Consider the following 19980-nt stretch of genomic DNA (forward strand, 5'->3'; position numbering starts at 1 on the left):
ATCTTGAACGGGAAGGCCTCGAGCCGCGGCGAACAAGCGCCGCGCGGGCGCTTCATCACCTTCGAAGGCATCGATGGCGCGGGCAAGAGCAGCCAGATCGCCGCCACCGTCGAACTGCTGCGCGCCCGCGGCATCGATGTCGAGCAGTCGCGCGAACCCGGCGGCACGCCGCTCGGCGAGCGTCTGCGCGAACTGCTGCTGCACGAGCCGATGCACCTGGAAACCGAGGCCATGCTGATGTTCGCCGCGCGCCGCGAACATCTCGCCGCCCGCATCGAGCCGGCGCTGGCGGCCGGGCGCTGGGTGGTGTGCGACCGCTTCTCGGATGCCACCTTCGCCTACCAGGTCGGTGGCCGCGGGCTGGCGCGCGACAAGTTCGAGGCGCTCGAAGCCTGGGTCCATCCCCGGCTGCAGCCCGACCTGACGCTGCTGTTCGACCTGCCGCCGGAAACCGCCGCCGCCCGCGTCGCGTCGACCGGCGCCGATCCCGACCGCTTCGAGCGCGAGCGGCGCGACTTCTTCGAGCGTGTGCGGGATGCCTATCTCGAACGCGCACGGCTGGCGCCGCGGCGCATCCGCGTGGTCGATGCCGACCGCGCGCCCGAGTTGATCCGTGCCGACATCGAGCGCATCGTGCGCGAGAGTCTGTTGACATGATCCACCCCTGGATGCAGCCGGCGTGGACGCGCCTCGTCGAGCTCGGCGGGCGCCTGCCGCATGCGCTGCTGTTCGTCGGCCCGCCCGGCCTCGGCAAGCGCGAACTGGCCGAGGCGCTGGCGGCGCGGCTGCTGTGCGACAGCCCCGCTGCCGACGGCCACGCCTGCGGTCGCTGCGAGCCCTGCCAATGGCGGCTGGCGGGCAACCACCCCGATCTGCGTCACGTGGTGCCGGCTGCCGATGCCGCAGCCGACGGCGCCGAAGGCGAGGGGGCGGAAGCAGCGCCGGCCAAGGAAGGCAAGGCCAAGTCCGAGCAGATCCTCATCGAGCAGATCCGCGACCTGCAGTCGGCGCTGAGCGTCACCGGCCACCACAGCGCGCGGCGGGTGGTGGTGCTCGATCCCGCCGAGGCGATGAACGTGTTCACCGCCAACGCCCTGCTGAAGCTGCTGGAAGAGCCGCCCGAAGGCTGTGTGTTCCTGCTGGTGTCGTCGGCGCCGCGCCGCCTGCTGCCGACGATCCGCAGCCGTTGCCAGCAGTGGCCGTTCTCGCGCCCGGACGATGTGGCGCTGGCGCAGTGGAAGGCAGGTGCGGCGCCTTCGATGCAGGCCTTGCTGGCGATCGGCGGCGGCATGCCGCTGGCGGCCGAGCGCATGGCGCAGCGCGGCGCCGATGCCTTGCTCGATCGCTTCGTGCGCGACGTCTCCGGGCTGCAGGCAGCGGATGCGCTGCGCATCGCCGGCCAGTGGGAAGCCTGGCTGAAATCGAAGGAAGCGCTGGCGGCCGGTTTCGGCCTGCCCGAGCTCACCGACTGGATGCAGCGCTGGGTCAGCGACCTGGCGGCCTTGCGGCTGGGCGGCAGGGTCCGCTTCTTCCCGGCCCAGGAAGGGCTGTTGTCGGCGCTCGCCAGCCGCGCGAGCGTGGCCGCGGTGAGCGGCTGCTACAATGAGATCGCGCAGATTCGCAAGGTATCGCGCCACCCCCTGAGCCTGCGCCTGGTTCTCGAAGACATGTTGCTGCGCTATGCGCGCAGCTTCCCCGGAGCAAGAGGATGAGCAGCCACGCCAAACCGCAGACGGCGCGCCCCAGCGTGCTGTCGCTGAACATCAACTCGAAATCCGCGCTGTATGCGGCCTACATGCCTTTCCTGAGCAACGGTGGCTTGTTCGTGCCCACGCCGAAGCACTACAACCTCGGCGACGAAATCTTCATGCTGCTGCAACTGATGGACGACCCGACGCGCCATCCGGTGGCAGGGCGGGTGGCCTGGGTGACGCCGCAAGGGGCACAGGGCGGCAAGACGCAGGGCGTCGGCGTGCAGTTTGCGGATGACGACGCCAGCAAGGTGCTGCGCGGCCGCATCGAACAGGTTCTCGCCGGCCATCTCGGCTCCAGCCGGCCGACTCACACGATCTGAACGCTGCCGACCCGATCCATCCTTTCCGGTTTTCCCGATGTTCGTCGATTCCCACTGCCATCTCGATTTTCCCGATCTCATCGCCCGCGAGGACGAAGTGCTCGCCAACATGGCGGCCAACGACGTCGGCACCGCGCTGTGCATCAGCGTCAAGCTCGAGGATTTTCCGCAGGTGCGCGCGCTGGCCGAGCGGCATCCACACCTGTGGGCTTCGGTGGGCGTGCATCCCGACAATGCCGACTGCGATGAGCCAGACGTCGCCCGCCTGGTCGCGCTGGCCGACCATCCCAAGGTGGTCGCCATCGGCGAGACCGGCCTGGACTACCACTGGCAGAAGGACGCGCCCGAATGGCAGCGCGAGCGCTTCCGCACCCACATCCGCGCCGCGCGCGAAACCGGCAAGCCGCTCGTCATCCATACCCGCAGCGCCGCCGAGGACACGCTGCGGCTGATGCGCGAGGAAAAGGCCGGCGAGGCCGGTGGCGTCATGCACTGCTTCACCGAAAGCCAGGACGTGGCCGACGCCGCGCTCGAGCTGGGTTTCTACATTTCCTTCTCCGGCATCGTCACCTTCCGCAACGCCAGGGAACTGAAGGAGGTCGCCCGCCGTGTGCCGCTCGACCGCCTGCTGATCGAGACCGATGCGCCCTATCTGGCACCGGTGCCGCATCGCGGCAGGACCAACGAGCCCGCCTGGGTCGTGCATGTCGCCGAAGAAATCGCCCGCCTGCGCGACGAACCGCTGGCCCGCATCGAACAGGCCTGTACCGACAACTTCTTCCGACTTTTCCACCATGCACAAAGACCAGCCTGAAACCTCCCTGCGCCAGAATCGCAAGCATTCGGTCCGCCGCCTGCTCGCCGCGGCCGCCATCGCCACCCTCAGCCTGAGCGCGCATGCGGCCGGCACCTTCGACGATGCGCGCAACGCCGCCGTGCTGGGCGATGCGAAAGGCCTCGCCAGGCTGATCGACGGCGGCATCGATCCGAACAGCGTCGATGCCAGCGGCAACACCTTGCTGATCCTCGCCGCACGCGAAGGCCAGGCCGCCACGGTCGAAGCCTTGCTGCAGCGCGGCGTGCCGATCGACCAGCAAAACCCCAGCGGCGATTCGGCGCTGATGCTGGCGGTGCTGGGCGGCTACGACGATGTCGTCCGCGCGCTGCTGAAGGCCGGTGCCAAAGTGAATCACGACGGTTGGGCGCCGCTGCACTACGCCGCCTTCGAGGGCCGCGAATCCATGCTCGATGCACTGTTCGCCGCCGGCGCGGACGTCAATGCCCGGGCACCGAACCGTGCCACGCCGCTGATGCTTGCCGCGCGCAACGGCCATATCGGCGTGGTGCGCCGCCTGCTCGCAGTGCCGGAGACCGACCTGAACGCGCTGAACGACGCCGGCCTGTCCGCCGACGCCTGGGCGCTGCAGAACCGCAACACCGACATCGCCAAACTGATCGAGGCCGAGCGCAAGCGCAGGGGCCTGCCGGCGCCGTCGATGCGGATCACGATCGAATAAAGGAAAGAAGCATGAGCAGTCTGCCCAAGTGTCCCGAATGCAGCTCCGAATACACCTACGAGGACGGCATCAACTACGTCTGCCCCGAATGTGCGCACGAGTGGCCGCAAGCCGCGGAGGAAGCGGGCGAGGCCGAAAAGGTGTTCAAGGACGCCAATGGCAACGTGCTGCAGGACGGCGACAGCGTCACCGTGATCAAGGACCTGAAGGTGAAGGGCTCGTCGCTGGTGGTGAAGGTCGGCACCAAGGTCAAGAACATCCGCCTGATCGACGGCGACCACGACATCGACTGCAAGATCGACGGCATTGGCGCGATGAAGCTGAAGTCGGAGTTCGTGCGCAAGGCTTGATCACGTCCGCCGGACAGTCTGGCTCAAAGCGGCGGCAGGCTGCGCCAGCGGCGGATCGCGCGCTGGAAGAACAGGCTGTTGGGGATGTGCAGCACGGTGTCGCCGCCGTCGGGCAGGCGCTCGTGCAGCGTGGTGTAGATCAGGTTGATGTCGGTCACCTGTCCCTTCAGTCCGGGCTTCTCGCCGTTTTCGATCACTTCGATGTGATCGTGGAGGCGGAAGGGCCGGGTGGTGAAGATCAGCAGCGTGCAGAAGATGTTGGACAGCACGCTCCAGGCGGCGAAGAAGGCGACGGCGGCGACTGCGGCAAAACCGGTGAAGGCGGTCCACAGCACGGTGCCCGACACGCCGAAGCGGTCCAGGATCGTCAGCAGCGCGCCGGCATAGATGATGAATGCGATGCCTCGGCGCACGATGAGGGTCAGCTCGGGAGGCAGGTTGTAGCGCTCGCTCAGGCGGCGGACGATGCGCCGGACCAGCATGTTCAGCACCCAGGCGGCGAGCAGGATCAGCATGACCTGCAGGCCGAGCGTGATGAATTCGAGCCAGGGGTGGAGCCATTCGGGAAGCAGGGGTTTCATCGTCTTGCTGATGCGGCTCAACCCGCATTCTCTCCAGGGCGTGTGTCTTCTTCGAGCATGCGGGCGAAGGCGCGATCCAGCAAGCGCAGCTTGCGCTCGCTGTCTTGGGTGGCGCCGGATGCTTCGGCCTCGGCGACCACGCGCAGGCGTTCGGCGATTTCCAGCAATACGCGGTGAAGGCCGAGCTGCTGCTTGCGGCTTTCGTCCAGGTGGGTCCGGATCGGTTCCAGGGATTGCTGGAGCAAGGTAGCGAGGGTCTGTAGCGGCTGGCTGGTTCTCGCACGGGCCAGCGCGGCGACGTGGCGGGCCTGCTGGGTCTGTGCCTTGGCCGATTGCAGCAGGGCAGCGAGGATTTCCGCCCAGGGTAGTGCTTCCTCGGGCCGAGTGGCCGCCTGTTCGGCCAGTGCGGCGGTGTGGCGGGTGGCTTCGACCAGGTCCATCAATTGCACGACGATCTTGCCGGCGACGTCGGCGTCGCTGCCGCCGATGGCCTTGTTGCGCAGGTAGTCACGCTTGATCTGTGCCCAGCGAACGGCATCGTCGCCTCTCAGGCTGCCGCGAAGTTCGGCGAGCTTGAGCAGGTTTTCCTCCGCCCCGCTGGTGAGCAGTTGGGCCTCGCCGACGTAGTGGTCGGCCAGCAATTGCTGGAGCTCGGCGTCGTTCATTACCGCCGAGATCTTTTCCGCTAGCTTGTTCATGTTGCGGTAGGAGCCTTGCAGCTTGAACGGCGGCTCCGTGCGGTAGGCCTCGGCCTGGGCGGCGCTGGCGATGTATTGCTGGTTGATGCGATAGACCACTTCGCGCACCTGCAGCATGCGCTGCAGCGTGGTTTCGATGTCGCGCAGTTCGGCGGCACTGTAGCCGTGGCTGAGCGCGTTGGCGGAAAATTCCTTGCCTTGCAGCTTGTCGATGATGCGGTAGAGATCGTTCAGGTCGCGCGTAGCCAGCGGCGCCAGCACCGGGTTGCTGGTGAGGCTGTTCTCGATGTAGCTGAGTTTGAACACTTCCTCCATGCCGCCCAGCACGTCGCCGAGGTTGTAGATGTCGGCGCGGTTGGCGAGCATGTCGGGAATCTTGAAGACCTCGCCGGATTCGGTGTAGGGGTTGCCGGCCATCACCACGCAGAATTTCTTGCCGCGCATGTCGTAGGTGCGCGTGCGCCCTTTCCATACACCTTCGATGCGGCGCGTGCCGTCCGACAGCGAGATGAACTTCTGCAGGAATTCCGGGTGGGTGTGCTGGATGTCGTCCACATACAGCATCACGTTGTTGCCCATTTCCAGCGCCAGGTTGAGCTTTTCCAGCTCCTGGCGCGAGGTGGCGTCGGGTGCCTGGGCCGGGTCGAGCGAGCGCACCTCGTGGCCCAGCGCCGGGCCGTTGATCTTCATGAAGATCAGCCCGAGGCGGTGCGCCACGTATTCCATCAGCGTGGTCTTGCCGTAGCCGGGTGGCGAGATCATCATCAGCAGGCCCATCAGGTCGCTGCGCTTGTTGCTGCCGGCGGTGCCCATCTGTTTGGCGAGGTTGTCGCCGATCACGCCCAGATAGACGTCGTTGATCAGCTTGTTGCGCACGAAGCTGCTGAGCGGGCGCGGCTTGAACTCGTCCAGCCGCATCGCCTCGCGCTCGCGCACCAGGATGTCGTGGCGCAACTGCTGGTAGCGTTGCAGCTGCGGCATGAATTCGTGGCGGTGCCAGTGCTCGCGCCGTGCCACGTCGTCCACCGCCAGCACCAGTGCGCCATCGACGATGCGCGGGTGCTCGCCGAGCAGGCCGGTCACGCTGGCGCGCAAGGCCACGCTGCTGAAGCGGTGCGGCACGGCCTCGGCCGCCACCAGCCAGGCGGCGGCCTCGCTGGCGTAGTCGCCGAGCGCGGCCAACCCGGCGTTGGCATCGCCGGACGCGGCACACAGTGCCTGCGCCCATTGCAGCGCGCTTTGCCAGCGCGCTGCCAGCGGCAGGCCGTCGCCGGCGCTGTGGCGCCAGTCCTGCAGCAGACCGCTCCAGCGCCCGTCGGCCTCCAGCCGTGCCTGCAGCGCTTCCACCAGTTGCCGCGCCTGCCCGGTGAAGCTGAAACGCGGAGCCGCATCACCCAGCTCGCTCAGCAGGTAGTCGGCTGCCGGCGCACTCAATGCGGGGTCGATGGCGAGCGCGTGCTGCTCGATGAAGGTCCGCAGCGCCGCGGCCATGTCGTCCACCAGGCTGCGGCGGGCAGCTTCGCTGCCGAACAGCCGCCGCATGTCCATTGCATGGCGGGCCCGCGCCGGCCATTGCGCCAGCGCGGCGCTGGCCTCGGGGTTGAGCACCTGGTTGCGCTGCCCCCAGAACAGCACCGCCAGCGCCCGCGCGTCCGGTGCCGTGGCGAGCACGCCGGCGGCTTCGCGCATCGGCACCAAGGCCCGCAGGATGCGCGCGGCGTCGTGGTCGTGGATGCCGCGCTCGTAGCCTTCGCGGTAGCGCGGCGCAGCGAATTCGCGCAGCGCGCGGTCGAGCGCCTCGGGTTGCAGCAGCAGGCGGTGCAACTGGTCGCGGTCCCAGCCGTCGGCCTGCCGCTCGGCGGCATCGATGACTTGCAGCGCCAGATATTCGCCGCGGTACAGTTGCGGCGACTCTGAGGCCAGCGACACGTCCCAGAACGGCCGCAGCGCGGCCAGTTGCGGGTCGTGCAGCGCTTCCATGTAGTCGGTGCCGACCAGATGCAGGTACAGCGTGTCGCCGCGCGGCATCAGCGTGAGGTCGAGCACCTGGTTGTTGACGCTGAAGCGGTGGCGGCCCAGGCGGATCACGTTGCCGCCGCCCTCGAACAGCTCGCTGCGGTCGCGCAGCGAGCGTACCGCCTGGTCGCGCACGCCCTTGAGGCGCGCCTCGACGTCGTCGGCCTTGACGCTGTCCTTGAGTTCGCGCAGCCGCTCGGCCAGTTCGCGCAACTTGAGGATCAGCGGATCGCCGGCGAAGAAGGCGTTCAGTTCGTCCAGCGTCGCCAGCCGCTCGGTGCGCCGGCCCAGGCCATCGACAATGCGCACGGCGGCGTCCTGCACCGACTGTGCCTTGCGCTGGCGCTCATCCAGCAAGGATTGCTTGTGGCTTTCGAAGCTCTCCAGCAGTTCTTCGCGCTTGGCGACGATGTCGCCAAGAAAGGCCTCGTGCTCGCCGAACTGGCTTTCCAGCTCTTCGAGCTGGATCAGCAGGCGCGACAATTGTTCGTCGCAGCGTTCCGGGTCCTGCGCCTGCGCCAAGGCGCTGACGATGCTCTGGCCGAACAGCGAGAACTGCGCGCCGAACTGCGCCACCCGCTCGCTGGCGCCGAGGCCGCGGCGGCGCTGCTCGGCGCGCGCCTTGGCCTGGTTGAGGCGCGCGTAGATGGCCGAGATGGCCTCGACGATACGGGTGCGCTGGGTGGCGTCATCCACCTTGAGGGTGGCCATCAGTTCGGACAGCATGTCGAGTTCGCCGGACATCGCCTGCATGGCCTGCAGCGGTTCGTCCAGCTGCATGCCGGTGTCGGCCTTCTGCGCCTGCTGGTCGAGTTCGGTGAGACGCTCGCCATAGGGCAGCAGCGCTTCCTCGCTGGACAGGAACGCGGCGGTGTCGGCGGCCACGCTGGCCTGGCTGGCGAGCAGCTCGCTTTCCATCGCGTCGATGCGCGCGGTGTCGACGTAGCGCAGGTCGCGCACGCTGAGCAGGTGGCCGCGCTCGGCGGCGATGCGCTGCAGCGCCTGCACGTAGTCCTGCACGTGCTTCCAATCCTGCTGGCGCAATTGTGTCAGCAAGGCCTTGTGGCGGGTTTCGGCTTCGGCCATTGCGCGCGCCGAGGCGGCGCGGATGCTTTCGACTTTCTCGAATTCGTCGAGCACCGCTTCGCCCGAGGCGACGATCTCGTGCAGCGTCCGGGCCAGCGTGCCGTCGCAGGCTTCGGCCATCCAGTGATAGCGGTCGAACAGCCGCCGCGCCTGGTCGATGAGCCGCTGGTAGCGCTGCACCGACACTTCCGCGGCGCCGATCTCGCGCACCAGGCTGAACAGTTCGGAGATGCCGCGCACCAGTTCGGCGTTGCCGATGCGGCCGAAAAAGCTGCCGCCGGGCGCCTGGCGTGCGGCGAACTCCTCGCTGAAGAAGGGCGTGCGCCACACCTGCATCGGATGGATGCGTGTCGGCTCGTCGGATTCGGAGCTGAACAACACCATGCGCCCGTCTTCCAGCCGCGCGTAGCCGTGGCCGATCAGAGGTGGCTGCAACTGCCGCTCGATGAGGTTGTAGTTGAACAGCGCCATGCGGCCGCTGTGCGGCTCGTAGAACACGTACAGCACGTCTTCGCCGTTGGGCGAACGGATGCTGCGGCGGTAGCGCATGCCTTCCATCTGCTGCTCGAAGGCCTTGCTTTCGCCGTTCTGCAAGTAATAGCCGCCGGGGAAGATGATGCCGTGGTCTTCCGGCAACTGGATGCAGGCCAGGCCGATGGCGTCGATGCGCTGCACCTTCTGCGTCAGCGTGTTGAACACCAGATAGCGCCACTGCTCTTCGCGATACGGCAGGATCTTGAGCAGGATCAGGCTGCCGACGCGGGCGTATTCCACCGTGGCGTCGTCGAGCGACTGGGTCTTGTCCACCACCGCTTCGCGGTAGATGCCCATGCCGTCCTCGGTGTTGTTTTCCACCTTGACGGTGAGATCGCCGCCCAGGGTCTCGACGAACACGGTGTCGAGGATGTTCAGGTGCGGGTGGCGGCCATGCACCGCGCTGTCGCGCCCGGCGCGTATCCATTCGAAGTCGAACGGTGCCGGCAGGGCGATGTCGCGCTCGCCACGGTTGTCGATGTAGCGCACCTCGCGGCCATCGGGCGACACCGACCAGCGGAACACGCGGATGTCGGTGATGCGCGCGCCGATCTGGAAGCTCGCCAGCAGCTTGCCGTCGCGCACCGCCAGTTGCAGCAGGCGGGCGTCCTTGTAGTAGGTGTACAGCTCGCGGAAGTCCTGCACGAAGCTGGTGATGCCGAGAAAACTCTGCGCCGCGTCGAGCGGCACCACGTCGTAGCCGGCCTCGGTCTCTTCCAGCCGGTACAGCGAGAACACGTCTTCGATGCGGGTTTCCTGCTTCAGCCCGATGAACACGTTGTAGCCGAACAGCAGCGTGTCGCCGACCTGCACGACGTCGCGGCCGACGCAGTTGTTCTCGCTGCGCAGGCGGAAGCGCCCCAGCAAGGCCATGCCGCTGCTGCCGAATTCCTCGATGCGGCCGGCGTTGATCTGCGACGCCAGGCCGCGCAAGCCGGCACCTTGTTCGGCCAGCCGCTTGCGCAGCACTTCATAGGCGCCGCCGCTGGCGACGGCCTGATCGACGAGGGCGGAGTCGGATGAGGGCAGGGTGTCGGACATCGTCGTTCTTCGCTTCGGGAATTGGCTTGCTTGAATTGAAGGCGGATATGGGGGTAGGCAAGAGGGTGTCGGCGAGATGGGTGACGTGTCGTGTATGGAGTCTGCGACCTACCTGCTGAATACTTTTGCAGGAGTGGCGGGGTAGGATGGGTAGAGCCGAAGGCGAAACCCATCACATCGGTAAAAACTCTGCCTTTGCCATTGATGGGTTTCGCTGCGCTCTACCCATCCTACTTTCACTGCTGACACAGTGTGATCAGGGTCTGTCCGCGGGTCACGAATTGCGGTCGGCTTGCCCAGGCGCCGTGGCCTGGTCCAGCGCCCTGGGCAGGTCTGCCTTGCCGCCGCTGGTGAAGCGCTGCAGCAGCTCGTCGACGATGGGGCTCTTGCCGGCCACGCCCTCGATGAACTTGCCGACCGACAAGCCTTTGGCGAACTGGTCGAAGAAGGCGCCTTCGCCGCCGACGATGTCGATGTTGGCCTTGGACAGCGCCGACGACAGCACTTCGGCCTGCTCGCGGGCGATGTGCTTGCTGGCATCGATGCCGGCGATCGCCTGTTCGAAGTTCTTCTCGAGCTGCATGCGGAATTCCTCGTGGGCGCGGGCGTTGTCGCTGAGGCTGGCGAGCGCGGCGAATTTCTCCACCAGGCCCTGGGCTTCGGCGATGAACTTCTCGCGCAGTACTTCGGCCTCGGCTCCGCCGACCTGCTGCGTGACCTTGGCCTTGGCTGCGCCGAGCTCGCTCTCGCCCCGCGCCTGGGCAAGCAGGCGTTCTTCGAGGACCTTGGCATCGGCCAGGCCTTCCTTCTCCTTGGCGTCGGCCAGTGCCTCGGTGACGCGCGCCTGCGCCAGGCCCTTTTCCTGCTCGCCCTTGGCTTCGGCGATCAGTTTTTCGGCGGTCACATGCGCTGCGGCCATGCCTTCCTTCTCGATCGCCGCGGCAGTCACTTCGCGCACGCGTGCATCGGCCAGCCCTGGTGCAGCGCGCTCGGCTTCGATGCCTTCGGCGAGCTTCTTCTTGGCTTCGGCCTGCTTGGCGGCAGCTTCCAACTCGGCCTGCGCGAGCACGGTGAGTTCCACTGCGCGGTGGCGTGCCGAATCCTCGTCGGCAGAGGCCTTCTTCACCTGGCGCACCAGTTCCTCTTCCGCCTGGGCTTGCGCAGCCAGCACCGTCACCTGCTTGAGGCGTTCGGCTTCCGACACTTCGCGCACTTCCTTGATGCGCTCTTCCTCGATTGCCACGGTCTTCTCGACCGCGATGCGTTCGCGGATCACGTTGGCGATGTGGGTGCGCTGCTCTTCCAGCGCCTTTTCCTTCTCGATGCGCTGGAGTTCCACGTCGCGTTCGCGGGCGACGATTTCCAGTTGCTGCGCGCGCACGACCTTTTCCTTCTCGATGACGACGGCGCGTTCGCGGTTCTGTTCGGCGACCTCGACTTCGCGGTTGGCGTTTTCCTCGCGGATGTCGATCTGTTCCTGGGTCTGGATGCGCGCCTGCTCGGCCTTCAGGCGTTCTTCTTCCTGCACGCGCAGGATCTCGGCCTGTTCGCGCGCCTGCACGGTCGCCACTTCGCGCTTCTGCCGCGCTTCGGCGTCGGCCTGCTGGCGTTCCAGCGCGAGCATGGCTTCGCGCGTCTCGACGTTCTTCTTGGTGATCGCCAGTTCCTCGTTGCGTTCGAGTTCGTTGGTGATGATGTTCTGCGCGGCGGTCAGCTCGGTGATCTTGCGGATGCCCTCGGCGTCGAGAATGTTGTGCGGGTCGAGCGAGGCCTTTGGCGTCTGCTCCAGGTAGTCGATCGCCACGTCCTCGAGGACGTAGCCGTTGAGGTCGTTGCCGATCACCTCGATGATGCGGTCGCGGAATTCCTGGCGGTTCTCGAACAGCTTGACGAAGTCGATCTGCTTGCCGACCGTCTTCAGCGCCTCGGAGAACTTGGCGTTGAACAGTTCGTTGACTGCCGCCTTGTCCGATGCGCGCTCCACGCCGATGGCCTTGGCGACCTTCAGCACGTCTTCCTGGGTTTCATTCACGCGCAGGTAGAAGGCCACGGTGATGTCGGCGCGCATGTTGTCGCGGCAGATCAGGCCGTCCTTGCCGCGCCGATCCACTTCCAGCGTGATCAGGGAGATCCGCATGAACTCCTTCTTGTAGATCACCGGGTAGACCAGCGCGCCGGTGAAATGCACCTTGGGTGTCGCCGACAGATCGTTGACGATCAGCGCCGTGCCTTGCGGCACCTTGATGTAGAAGGCCTTGAACAGCGCGAAAAGGCCGATCACGACCAGTACGAATGTGCCCACGCCGATCAGGAATGGCATGACCTGTGCCAGATTCATTGAAATGCTCCCTGCTTGTTCATTGCTTGGTTCATGGAGTCCGGACGTTTCGTCGCATGTGACTGGCATCAGCCCCTGAATTCGTCCTCGCCGACGACACGGTACAGATTCATGTCATTGACGTATTCTATCAGTATCACCCGGGTACCCCGCTGGAATTCAGCTTCTGCTGTCGCACTGCGCACTTGCAGGATCAGGCCGGCGCCGCCGTCTTCCACCCAGGCGTAGCCCTGCCCTGCGGTCACGCTGGGACTGCGCACCACGCCGACCTGGCCGAGCAGGCTTTTGCTGGTTGGCGGCGCGGCCTTGCGCAGCAAGGCGCGCACCGGCCGCAGCACCAGCGAGGTGAGCGGCACCGCGGCGAGGAAGGCGCCGGCGGCGATGCCTGAGCCCAGCAGGTAACGCATTGCGCTTGTGCCGAGCAGGGGAGACAACAACCAGGCTGCGTAGTAGCTGATGAGCCAGCAGAAGAACACCAGCACCGTCAGGATGATGGTCAGCGGAATGCCGGCCAGACCCAGACGCATCAGCAATCCCGCCAGCCCTTCCAGTTGCAGTCCGTCGCCATCGGGCAGGGCGAGGTTGTCGAGCAGCTCGATCTCGGCCAGCCCCAGCAGCGCGATCAGCCAGTACACCACCATGACGGCCAGCATGAAGCTGAACACCACGGTGGGAAAGGCAAGCGAAATGTTCAGGAATGCTTCCAAGGTCGTCCCTCGTGCCTGGTGTCTTCAACAGCTCATGCGCCGCGCTTTTCCTTCAGCCGTGCCAGCACCGCGTTGGCACTGCCGGTGTCGGAGGAGATGCCGGCGCTGCGCAGTTTGGCGTCGAGCGCATCCTCGCCGCTTTCCTGTGCCAGCTCCGACGCTGCCTGCATCCGCGCGCCGCGTTCGGCCTGCTTCTGCTTGATGCGTTCGAGCGAATCGAGCGCCGTTTGCACCCGTGTCTGCGCGCCGCTGTAGCGTTCGGCCACGGTGGCCTGTGCGCGCTGCACGCTTTCGGTCGCCTTCACCATGTCCACCTGCTGTTTCAGGCGCTTGATGTGGCTCTCGGCCTGGGCGATGGACTTGCGCAGGTCGGCGACGCTGGCGGTGTATTGTTCAACGACTGCGTTTTCCTCGTTGCGGCTGGCTTCCAGCGTGGCGATCTTGGCTGCGACTTCCAGCGCCAGCGCCTCGTCCTGCGCTTCGAGCGCCTTGATGGCGTAGTCCTCGTATTCGTCGATCCTGGCCTGTTGTTCCTTCACGCGCGATTCGGCGAGCTTCTGCTTCGCCATGATCTCGGCCAGCGCTTCTTTCGAGCGCCGCAGGTCGGCATCCGCGTCGCGGATTTCCTGGTCGAGAATGCGCAGCGCCTGGCCGTCCACCACCGCTTCGCCCAATTCGTGTGCGCCGCCGCGCAGCGCGGTCACCAGCTTGCTCCACATGTTCATCTTTGCTCTCCGGGTGTCTGAATGTCGGTTGGCTGCGTCAGTCTGCCGTGCGCAGTTGCGGCTCGAAGGCTTCGGTGGCGCGGATCACGTTGTCGGCCAGGGTCTCGATTTCGAGCACCACGTCGGGCAGGCCCGATGCCGCGCTGAGGGTGCCGAACATGATGTAGACCTCCTCGCCGTCGGGCAGGGTCTCGATGCTGATGCTCGACAGCGGGAAGAGTTTGTGGGTGCGCAGTACCTGGTCGTTGAATACCGCCACGTCCTGCACCAGCGCCACCGGCCACAGCAGGGATTCGACGACGATGTGCTCGCCGACCCCCGCCAGGAACACCGGCAGGTCGCCGTATTCGTGCATCTGCAGCAACAGGCTGGGGTCGGCGCCATCCAGCAGTTCCAGCCGCGCCGTGCCCGAAGCCACCAGCGGGTTGCTCCGCAGCGCGTCGTGCAGGGCGGTGACCGTCCACAGGGCTTTTTCCGTCATCGTGTTCTCCTTCTCCTGGCCTGGTTGTACGAGACCTGCCGCGCTCCGCGGCTGGCGCATGCTCTTTTCGATCGAGGACAGCGTTTCCAGGTGCTCGGGCAGTACCCAGAGCTCCTTCTTCACCAGGCCTTGCTCACGCAGACGGGCGCGATGGAGGCGTTGGTAGTAGGCTGATGTCTTGCGTTCCATGCGGCATACTCTAGAGCATCACATGTGATACTGCAAGGGATTACATGTGATGTTTTCCGGTATAGGGGGTGCCGGCTATCCAGCCTTCGAGCGGATCGGTCTGCGCCGGCAGGCCGTAACGGGGAGCGCCGGCGCGTGCGCAGGCTGCTGCCTGCATCAGGGCAAGTACCGCATCGAGATGGTCGCCGCTGGCGTCGTCGATCAGGCTGCCGGCCTGTGAGGGGGAGAACTGCAGTTGCAGGCCGTTTGCCAGGTGGCCCGTGCCGAGAGCGGCAAGGATGCGCTCGCGGGCGTTGCGGCGCTCGGTCGTCTGCTTGCGCTTTTCGTCGCTTTTATAGGAGTCGCGGGTGATGCTGCGCGCAAGCAGGCCGGGATAGGCTTCCAGCGCGATCCGCTGCGGATCGCCGGTGTGCAGGCCAGGCAGGCTGAGGCCGGCGGCGAGCAGGCGCGGGGCGCCTTCGAGGAACATCAGCCCGACCGGCGGATTCACCAGCTTCAGCGGGCTATGCGAGCGTGCCGGCAGGTCGGTGGCGCGGTGCGCGTAGCGGCGGCCGGCGGGGCGCGATTCACGGTAGGCGTCGAGCGCGGCGCGGAAGCCGGCTTTGCCGAGGGCGGCGCAGTGGCGGACGAGCTCGGGCCAGCTTTGCGGCCAGCCGAGATCGACGACCGCTTCGCGCGGCAGGCCGAAGGGGAAATCGAAGGCGCCGAGCCAGGGGCCGGGACGGGCGAGCAGGGCTTCGAAAGCGGGCCAGTCGTCGAAGGCTTCCAGGCCGGTCAGTTCGACCCTCGGTTCGCTCCTCTGTTGGGGCTCCTCGCCCGCGAGGCGGCCGAAAGCGGCAGTGATCGGCTTGGCCCGGCGTGGTGCGGAGGTGAAATCGACGCCGATCAGCAGCATCCCGCTTGCCTGCGCAGGCTGCCGTTCAGCGGCCATTGCGCAGCAGGCGGGCGGCGGTGGTCACGGTGTTGAAGTGGATGCTGACGGTGTCGTCGATCGGCTCGGCGTAGCCGCCGGCCATCGCGATCGCGACCGGCACACCGGCGCCGTGGCAGGCGCCGAGCACGCGCTCGTCACGCACCCGCAGGCCGTCGATGCTCAGCGCCAGGCGGCCGAGGCGGTCGCCGGCATAGGGGTCGGCGCCGGCGAGGTAGATCACGAGTTCGGGGCGGGCGCGGGCGAAGGTCGTTGCCAGCGCCTGGTCCAGTACCGCCAGGTAGGCGGCGTCGCCGGTGTCGTCAGGCAGATCGATGTCGAGGTCGCTGGTCTGCTTGCGGAAGGGGAAATTCTTCGCGCCGTGCAGGCTGCAGGTGAAGACTTCCGGCTCGCCGGCGAGGATCGCGGCGCTACCGTCGCCCTGATGTACGTCGCAGTCGATGATCGCCACGCGCCGTACCCGGCCTTCGGCGCGCATCGCCAGCGCGGCGATGGCGGCGTCGTTGAAGACGCAGAAGCCTGAGCCGAAGTCGCGGTGGGCGTGGTGAGTGCCGCCCGCCAGGTTGGCGGCGCAGGCGCTGCCGCCGTCGCCCGCCAGTGCGCTGCGGCAGGCGGCGAGCGTGGCGCCGGCCGAGCGGCGGGAACGCTCGACCATCGCCGCCGACCACGGAAAGCCGATGCGGCGGACTTCTGCCGCATCCAGCGTGCCGGCGACGACGCGCGCCAGATAGCCGGCGTCGTGCGCACGCAGGATTTCCTCGTCGCTGGCGGCGGCGGGCACGACGAAATCGGTCTCGTCGAATTCGTCGCAGGCCAGCAGGCGGGTGCGCAGGCGCGAATACTTCTCCATCGGAAAACGATGGCCTTCCGGCAGCGGCAGCACGAAATGGTCGGCGTAGTAGAGCTTCATGGCGTGCCTCGTCGATCGCTGTTGCGCATTTCTCAGACGGCGCCGCGGCGGCGGAAATCGCGCAGGCGGAAGCCGAGTACGAACAGCGTGGCGAAATAGGCCGTGGCGCCGGCAAGCACCACGGCCGCCAGACGCAGGCCGCGTTCCAGCCCGCCGATCTCTACCCACAGCGTTTCCGTGCCCATGCCGAACCACAGTACCGCGCCCATCGCCGCCAGCGCGGCCAGCAGCTTGAGCGCGAACAGGCCCCAGCCGGCTTGCGGGACATAGACGCCGCGCTTGCGCAGGCCGTGGTAGAGCAGGCCGGCGTTGAGGCAGGACGCCAGCCCGATCGACAGCGCCAGCCCGGCATGGCGCAGCGGCACGATGAAGGCGAGGTTCATCAGCTGGGTGGCGATCAGCGTGACGATGGCGATCTTGACCGGCGTGCGGATGTCCTGGCGGGCGTAGAAGCCGGGTGCCAGCACTTTCACCAGGATCAGGCCGGTGAGGCCGACGCTGTAGGCGACCAGCGCGCTGCGCGTCTGCATCACGTCACCGGCGCCGAAAGCGCCATAGTTGAACAGCGTTGCCACCAGCGGCACCGCCAGCAGCGCCAGGCCCAGGGCGGCGGGCAGGGTCAGCATCAAGGTCAGGCGCAGCCCCCAGTCGAGCAGCGATGAGAACTCGCCCGCCTTGTCGTCGGCGTGCAGTTTGGACAGGCTGGGCAGCAGGATCGTCCCCAGCGCCACGCCCAGCAGGCCGGCGGGGAATTCCATCAGGCGGTCGGCGTAGTACAGCCAGGACACGCTGCCGCTTTCGAGGAAGGAGGCGAAGATGGTGTTGATCAGCAGCGAGATCTGGCTGACCGAGACGCCGAGGATGGCCGGCGCCATCAGCTTCAGGATGCGGCGCACGCCGGGGTCCGACAGATCGAGGTCGAAGCGCGGCAGCATGCCGATCTTGCGCAGCGGCCGGATCTGCAGCGCCAGCTGCAGCAGGCCGCCGATGAATACCGCCCAGGCCAGCGCCAGCACCGGCGGGTCGAAGTACGGAACGGCGAACAGCGCCATGCCGATGAAGGCGATGTTCAGCAGCACCGGCGTGAACGCCGGGATCGCGAAGCGGCTCCAGGTGTTGAGCACGCCGCCGGCCAGCGCCACCAGCGACATGAAGAAGATGTAGGGGAAGGTGATGCGGGTGAGTTCGACCGTCAGCTCGAACTTGCCGGGGTCGCCCGAAAAGCCCGGTGCCGAAACGTAGATGATCAGCGGCGCGGCCAGCGCGCCCAATGCAGCGACGAGGGCGACGGCCAGCCCGAGCAGGGTAGCGACCCGGCTGACCAGGGTGTGGGTGGCCTCCGGGCTTTGCCGGTTCTTGTACTCGGCCAGGATGGGCACGAAAGCCTGCGAGAATGCGCCTTCGGCGAACAGCCGCCGCAGCAGGTTGGGCAGGCGGAAGGCGACGAAGAAGGCGTCGGTGGCCATGCCGGCGCCGAAGGCGCGGGCGATGACGAGGTCGCGCACGAAGCCGAGGATGCGGGACAGCAGCGTCATGCCGCTGACGGTGGCGAGGGCGCGAAGCAGGTTCATCTATGGCTGGAAAACGGATTCATGGCGGGGCGAGGCCTGCATGATAGCCGGTGCCCTGGCAACTGTAAGCCGGAACGGTGGCGCCGGCTTGTCGGCCATGCTTGCGTTGCGCTCCATTGGCGGATAGAATCGCGGGCTTTCCAGAACCATTCATCAACGGAATCAAATTTATGGCCAACTCGGCACAAGCTCGCAAGCGCGCCCGCCAGGCAGTCAAGTCTCGCGCCCACAACGCCAGTCTTCGTTCCCGCCTGCGTACCGCGATCAAGGCCGTGCGCAAGGCCATCGTGGGTGGCGACAAGTCGGCGGCTCAGTCGGTCTTTCGCACCTCGATGAGCACCATCGACAGCATCGCCGACAAGAAGATCATCCACAAGAACAAGGCCGCTCGCCACAAGAGCCGCCTGTCCGCCGCCATCAAGTCGATGGCTGCCTGACCGGTTCATGATCTTCGCTGCGGCCCTGGCCGCAGCAGGCAAAAGGCGACCCGCGGGTCGCCTTTTTATTTTCAGGGGGTGCAGCCTTCAAAGCGGCGTGTCGCCGACCCAGTCGATCTGCAGGTCGTTGTCCCTGGCGAAATTGATCATGAAGTTGTACGCCATCGGTTCGACGTCGTAGAGGCCGGCATCGACCAGTACGGTCTTGTCGCCCTTCAGCGTGCAACCGGGGCGGACATAGGGCGAGTAGGTCATGCGGTTGTCGGCGCCGAAGGCCGACATGACGCCGCACAGGCGATCGGCCCAGTCGCTCGGGCGGAATTTCTTCCCGTCATTGGTGATGCCGACGATGATGAAATTTTCGATCTTGTGAGTCATGTATGCGCCCTGGCGGCAGAGATGGTGCGCCCGGTGCGCCGTCCTGCGGGCGGCGCCCAAAGCGCCGCGCATTCTAGCAGAATGTCTCCATCGGCGGCGTACCGCGTGATATCGGCCGCTGTCGGCGGCGCCTGTACAGGGGCGGCGGTTTTGGCTTAAGATTCCGCTTCATTTCTGCACGGCGGCACCTGCCGCCGTGCGCATTTTCAGCTTCGTTCCGATCGAGGTTCCGATGTCCCATGTCATGAACACCTACGCCAGGCTGCCTGTTGCATTCACGCACGGGGAAGGCGCCTGGATGTATGACGAGACTGGCAAACGCTATCTCGATGCCTTGTCCGGCATTGCCGTCAATACGCTGGGCCACAACCATCCGCGCCTGGTCAAGGCGATTGCCGAGCAGGCCGGCAGGCTGATCCACACGTCCAACCTGTACCGCATTCCGCTGCAGGAGCAACTCGCCGACCGCATCGCCGAGACTTCGGGCATGGACGAGGTGTTCTTCTGCAACTCGGGCTGCGAGGCCAACGAGGCGGCGATCAAGCTGGCGCGCATGTACGGCAACAAGAAGGGCGTCGCGCTGCCGCACATCATCGTGATGGAAAACGCCTTCCACGGCCGCACCATGGCCACGCTGTCGGCCACCGGCAACCGCAAGACGCAGGCCGGCTTCGAGCCGCTGGTGCAGGGCTTCATCCGCGTGCCCTACAAGGACATCGAGGCCATCCGCAAGATCGCCGCGCACGACAACAGCGTCGTTGCCGTGATGCTGGAGATGATCCAGGGCGAGGGCGGCGTCAATGTCGCCGACGAAACCTTCCAGCGCGAGCTGCGCGCCCTGTGCGACGACAAGGGCTGGCTGATGATCTGCGACGAAGTGCAGTGCGGCATGGGGCGTACCGGCAAGTGGTATGGCTGGCAGCATGCCGGCGCCATGCCCGACGTGATGACCCTGGCGAAGGGGCTGGCCTCCGGCGTGCCGATCGGCGCCTGCGTGACCTCCGGCCGCGCCAAGGGGCTGTTCGGCCCGGGCAACCACGGCTCGACCTTCGGCGGCAATCCGCTGGCCTGCGCCGCCGGCCTCGCCACTTTCGACACCATCGTCGCCGATGGCCTGATGGAGCAGGCCGTCGCCATCGGCGAGCAGATCCGCAAGGGCCTGGCCGAAGCGCTGGACGGCGTCGCCGGCGTGGTCGACATCCGCGGCCGCGGCCTGATGATCGGTGTCGAGCTCGACCGCCCCTGCGGCCCGCTGATGGCGCGCGCAGCCGAACAAGGCCTGCTGCTCAGCGTCACCGCCGAGCGCGTGGTGCGCCTGCTGCCGGCGCTGACCTTCAGCGCCGAGGATGCCAGGGCCCTGGTGTCGATGCTGGCGCCGATGATTCGCGACTTTCTTGCGAACGGCTGAGGAATGCC

General features: G+C 66.6%; 18 protein-coding genes. 8 read left to right on the plus strand and 10 right to left on the minus strand.

What is annotated here, in order from left to right:
* The first annotated feature begins 3 nt into the window (after nucleotides 1-3).
* The 6 genes from tmk to ACNQFN_RS10210 are packed head-to-tail and all read left to right on the plus strand — an operon-like array spanning nucleotide 4 to nucleotide 3941.
* Entirely contained in the window at nucleotides 4-657 is a 654-nt protein-coding gene (tmk, locus tag ACNQFN_RS10185; protein ID WP_418648722.1) for a dTMP kinase, read from the plus strand.
* Nucleotides 654-1712, plus strand: a complete 1059-nt coding sequence (gene holB / locus ACNQFN_RS10190; RefSeq protein ID WP_068636556.1) for a DNA polymerase III subunit delta' — start codon at nucleotides 654-656, stop codon at nucleotides 1710-1712. Before tmk ends, holB begins: the two co-directional genes overlap by 4 nt.
* Nucleotides 1709-2074 (plus strand): PilZ domain-containing protein, encoded by a 366-nt coding sequence (locus ACNQFN_RS10195; protein WP_418648723.1) that lies wholly within the window; start codon nucleotides 1709-1711, stop codon nucleotides 2072-2074. The genes holB and ACNQFN_RS10195 overlap by 4 nt, the downstream gene beginning before the upstream one ends.
* A gap of 37 nt (nucleotides 2075-2111) precedes the next feature.
* Nucleotides 2112-2888 (plus strand): TatD family hydrolase, encoded by a 777-nt coding sequence (locus tag ACNQFN_RS10200; RefSeq protein WP_068636554.1) that lies wholly within the window; start codon nucleotides 2112-2114, stop codon nucleotides 2886-2888.
* Entirely contained in the window at nucleotides 2869-3591 is a 723-nt protein-coding gene (locus tag ACNQFN_RS10205; protein WP_068636553.1) for an ankyrin repeat domain-containing protein, read from the plus strand. The genes ACNQFN_RS10200 and ACNQFN_RS10205 overlap by 20 nt, the downstream gene beginning before the upstream one ends.
* A gap of 11 nt (nucleotides 3592-3602) precedes the next feature.
* Nucleotides 3603-3941: a zinc ribbon domain-containing protein YjdM gene (locus tag ACNQFN_RS10210; RefSeq protein WP_068636552.1), complete on the plus strand. Its 339-nt coding sequence runs from the start codon at nucleotides 3603-3605 to the stop codon at nucleotides 3939-3941.
* A 23-nt stretch (nucleotides 3942-3964) separates the two neighbouring features.
* On the opposite strand, the gene ACNQFN_RS10215 is transcribed toward ACNQFN_RS10210, so the two are convergent.
* The 9 genes from ACNQFN_RS10215 to murJ all read right to left on the minus strand — a co-directional run bounded on the left by ACNQFN_RS10215 (nucleotide 3965) and on the right by murJ (nucleotide 17749).
* Entirely contained in the window at nucleotides 3965-4522 is a 558-nt protein-coding gene (locus ACNQFN_RS10215; protein ID WP_068636610.1) for a mechanosensitive ion channel family protein, read from the minus strand.
* 17 nt (nucleotides 4523-4539) lie between these two features.
* The gene (locus ACNQFN_RS10220) at nucleotides 4540-9897 is read right to left on the minus strand and encodes a DNA repair ATPase (RefSeq protein WP_418648724.1); all 5358 of its coding nucleotides are present in this window, start codon (nucleotides 9895-9897) and stop codon (nucleotides 4540-4542) included.
* Between the two features lie 274 nt (nucleotides 9898-10171).
* Nucleotides 10172-12235, minus strand: coding sequence for a hypothetical protein (locus ACNQFN_RS10225; protein WP_068636551.1), 2064 nt, complete (start codon nucleotides 12233-12235; stop codon nucleotides 10172-10174).
* A 68-nt stretch (nucleotides 12236-12303) separates the two neighbouring features.
* The gene (locus ACNQFN_RS10230) at nucleotides 12304-12942 is read right to left on the minus strand and encodes a hypothetical protein (protein WP_418648725.1); all 639 of its coding nucleotides are present in this window, start codon (nucleotides 12940-12942) and stop codon (nucleotides 12304-12306) included.
* A 32-nt stretch (nucleotides 12943-12974) separates the two neighbouring features.
* Nucleotides 12975-13667, minus strand: a complete 693-nt coding sequence (locus tag ACNQFN_RS10235) for a PspA/IM30 family protein (protein WP_068636549.1) — start codon at nucleotides 13665-13667, stop codon at nucleotides 12975-12977.
* Nucleotides 13668-13704: 37 nt separating this feature from the next.
* Entirely contained in the window at nucleotides 13705-14337 is a 633-nt protein-coding gene (locus tag ACNQFN_RS10240) for a YjfI family protein (RefSeq protein WP_418648726.1), read from the minus strand.
* Nucleotides 14338-14377: 40 nt separating this feature from the next.
* Nucleotides 14378-15232 (minus strand): DUF429 domain-containing protein, encoded by an 855-nt coding sequence (locus tag ACNQFN_RS10245; RefSeq protein WP_068636547.1) that lies wholly within the window; start codon nucleotides 15230-15232, stop codon nucleotides 14378-14380.
* A 25-nt stretch (nucleotides 15233-15257) separates the two neighbouring features.
* On the minus strand, nucleotides 15258-16178 hold the full coding sequence (locus tag ACNQFN_RS10250) for a histone deacetylase (RefSeq protein WP_418648727.1): 921 nt from the start codon (nucleotides 16176-16178) through the stop codon (nucleotides 15258-15260).
* Between the two features lie 32 nt (nucleotides 16179-16210).
* Nucleotides 16211-17749: a murein biosynthesis integral membrane protein MurJ gene (gene murJ / locus ACNQFN_RS10255; RefSeq protein WP_418648728.1), complete on the minus strand. Its 1539-nt coding sequence runs from the start codon at nucleotides 17747-17749 to the stop codon at nucleotides 16211-16213.
* Nucleotides 17750-17919: 170 nt separating this feature from the next.
* On the opposite strand from murJ, the gene rpsT reads away from it, so the two are divergent.
* On the plus strand, nucleotides 17920-18186 hold the full coding sequence (gene rpsT / locus ACNQFN_RS10260; protein ID WP_068636544.1) for a 30S ribosomal protein S20: 267 nt from the start codon (nucleotides 17920-17922) through the stop codon (nucleotides 18184-18186).
* Between the two features lie 87 nt (nucleotides 18187-18273).
* Here the strand turns inward: rpsT and ACNQFN_RS10265 are convergent, their stop codons facing one another.
* Nucleotides 18274-18564, minus strand: a complete 291-nt coding sequence (locus ACNQFN_RS10265) for a DUF3579 domain-containing protein (protein WP_418648729.1) — start codon at nucleotides 18562-18564, stop codon at nucleotides 18274-18276.
* 232 nt (nucleotides 18565-18796) lie between these two features.
* On the opposite strand from ACNQFN_RS10265, the gene ACNQFN_RS10270 reads away from it, so the two are divergent.
* Nucleotides 18797-19972, plus strand: coding sequence for an aspartate aminotransferase family protein (locus ACNQFN_RS10270; protein ID WP_068636608.1), 1176 nt, complete (start codon nucleotides 18797-18799; stop codon nucleotides 19970-19972).
* Nucleotides 19973-19980 lie beyond the last annotated feature (8 nt).

This window comes from Thauera butanivorans (assembly GCF_048398245.1).
In the GTDB taxonomy this organism is placed as follows: Bacteria; Pseudomonadota; Gammaproteobacteria; order Burkholderiales; family Rhodocyclaceae; genus Thauera; species Thauera butanivorans.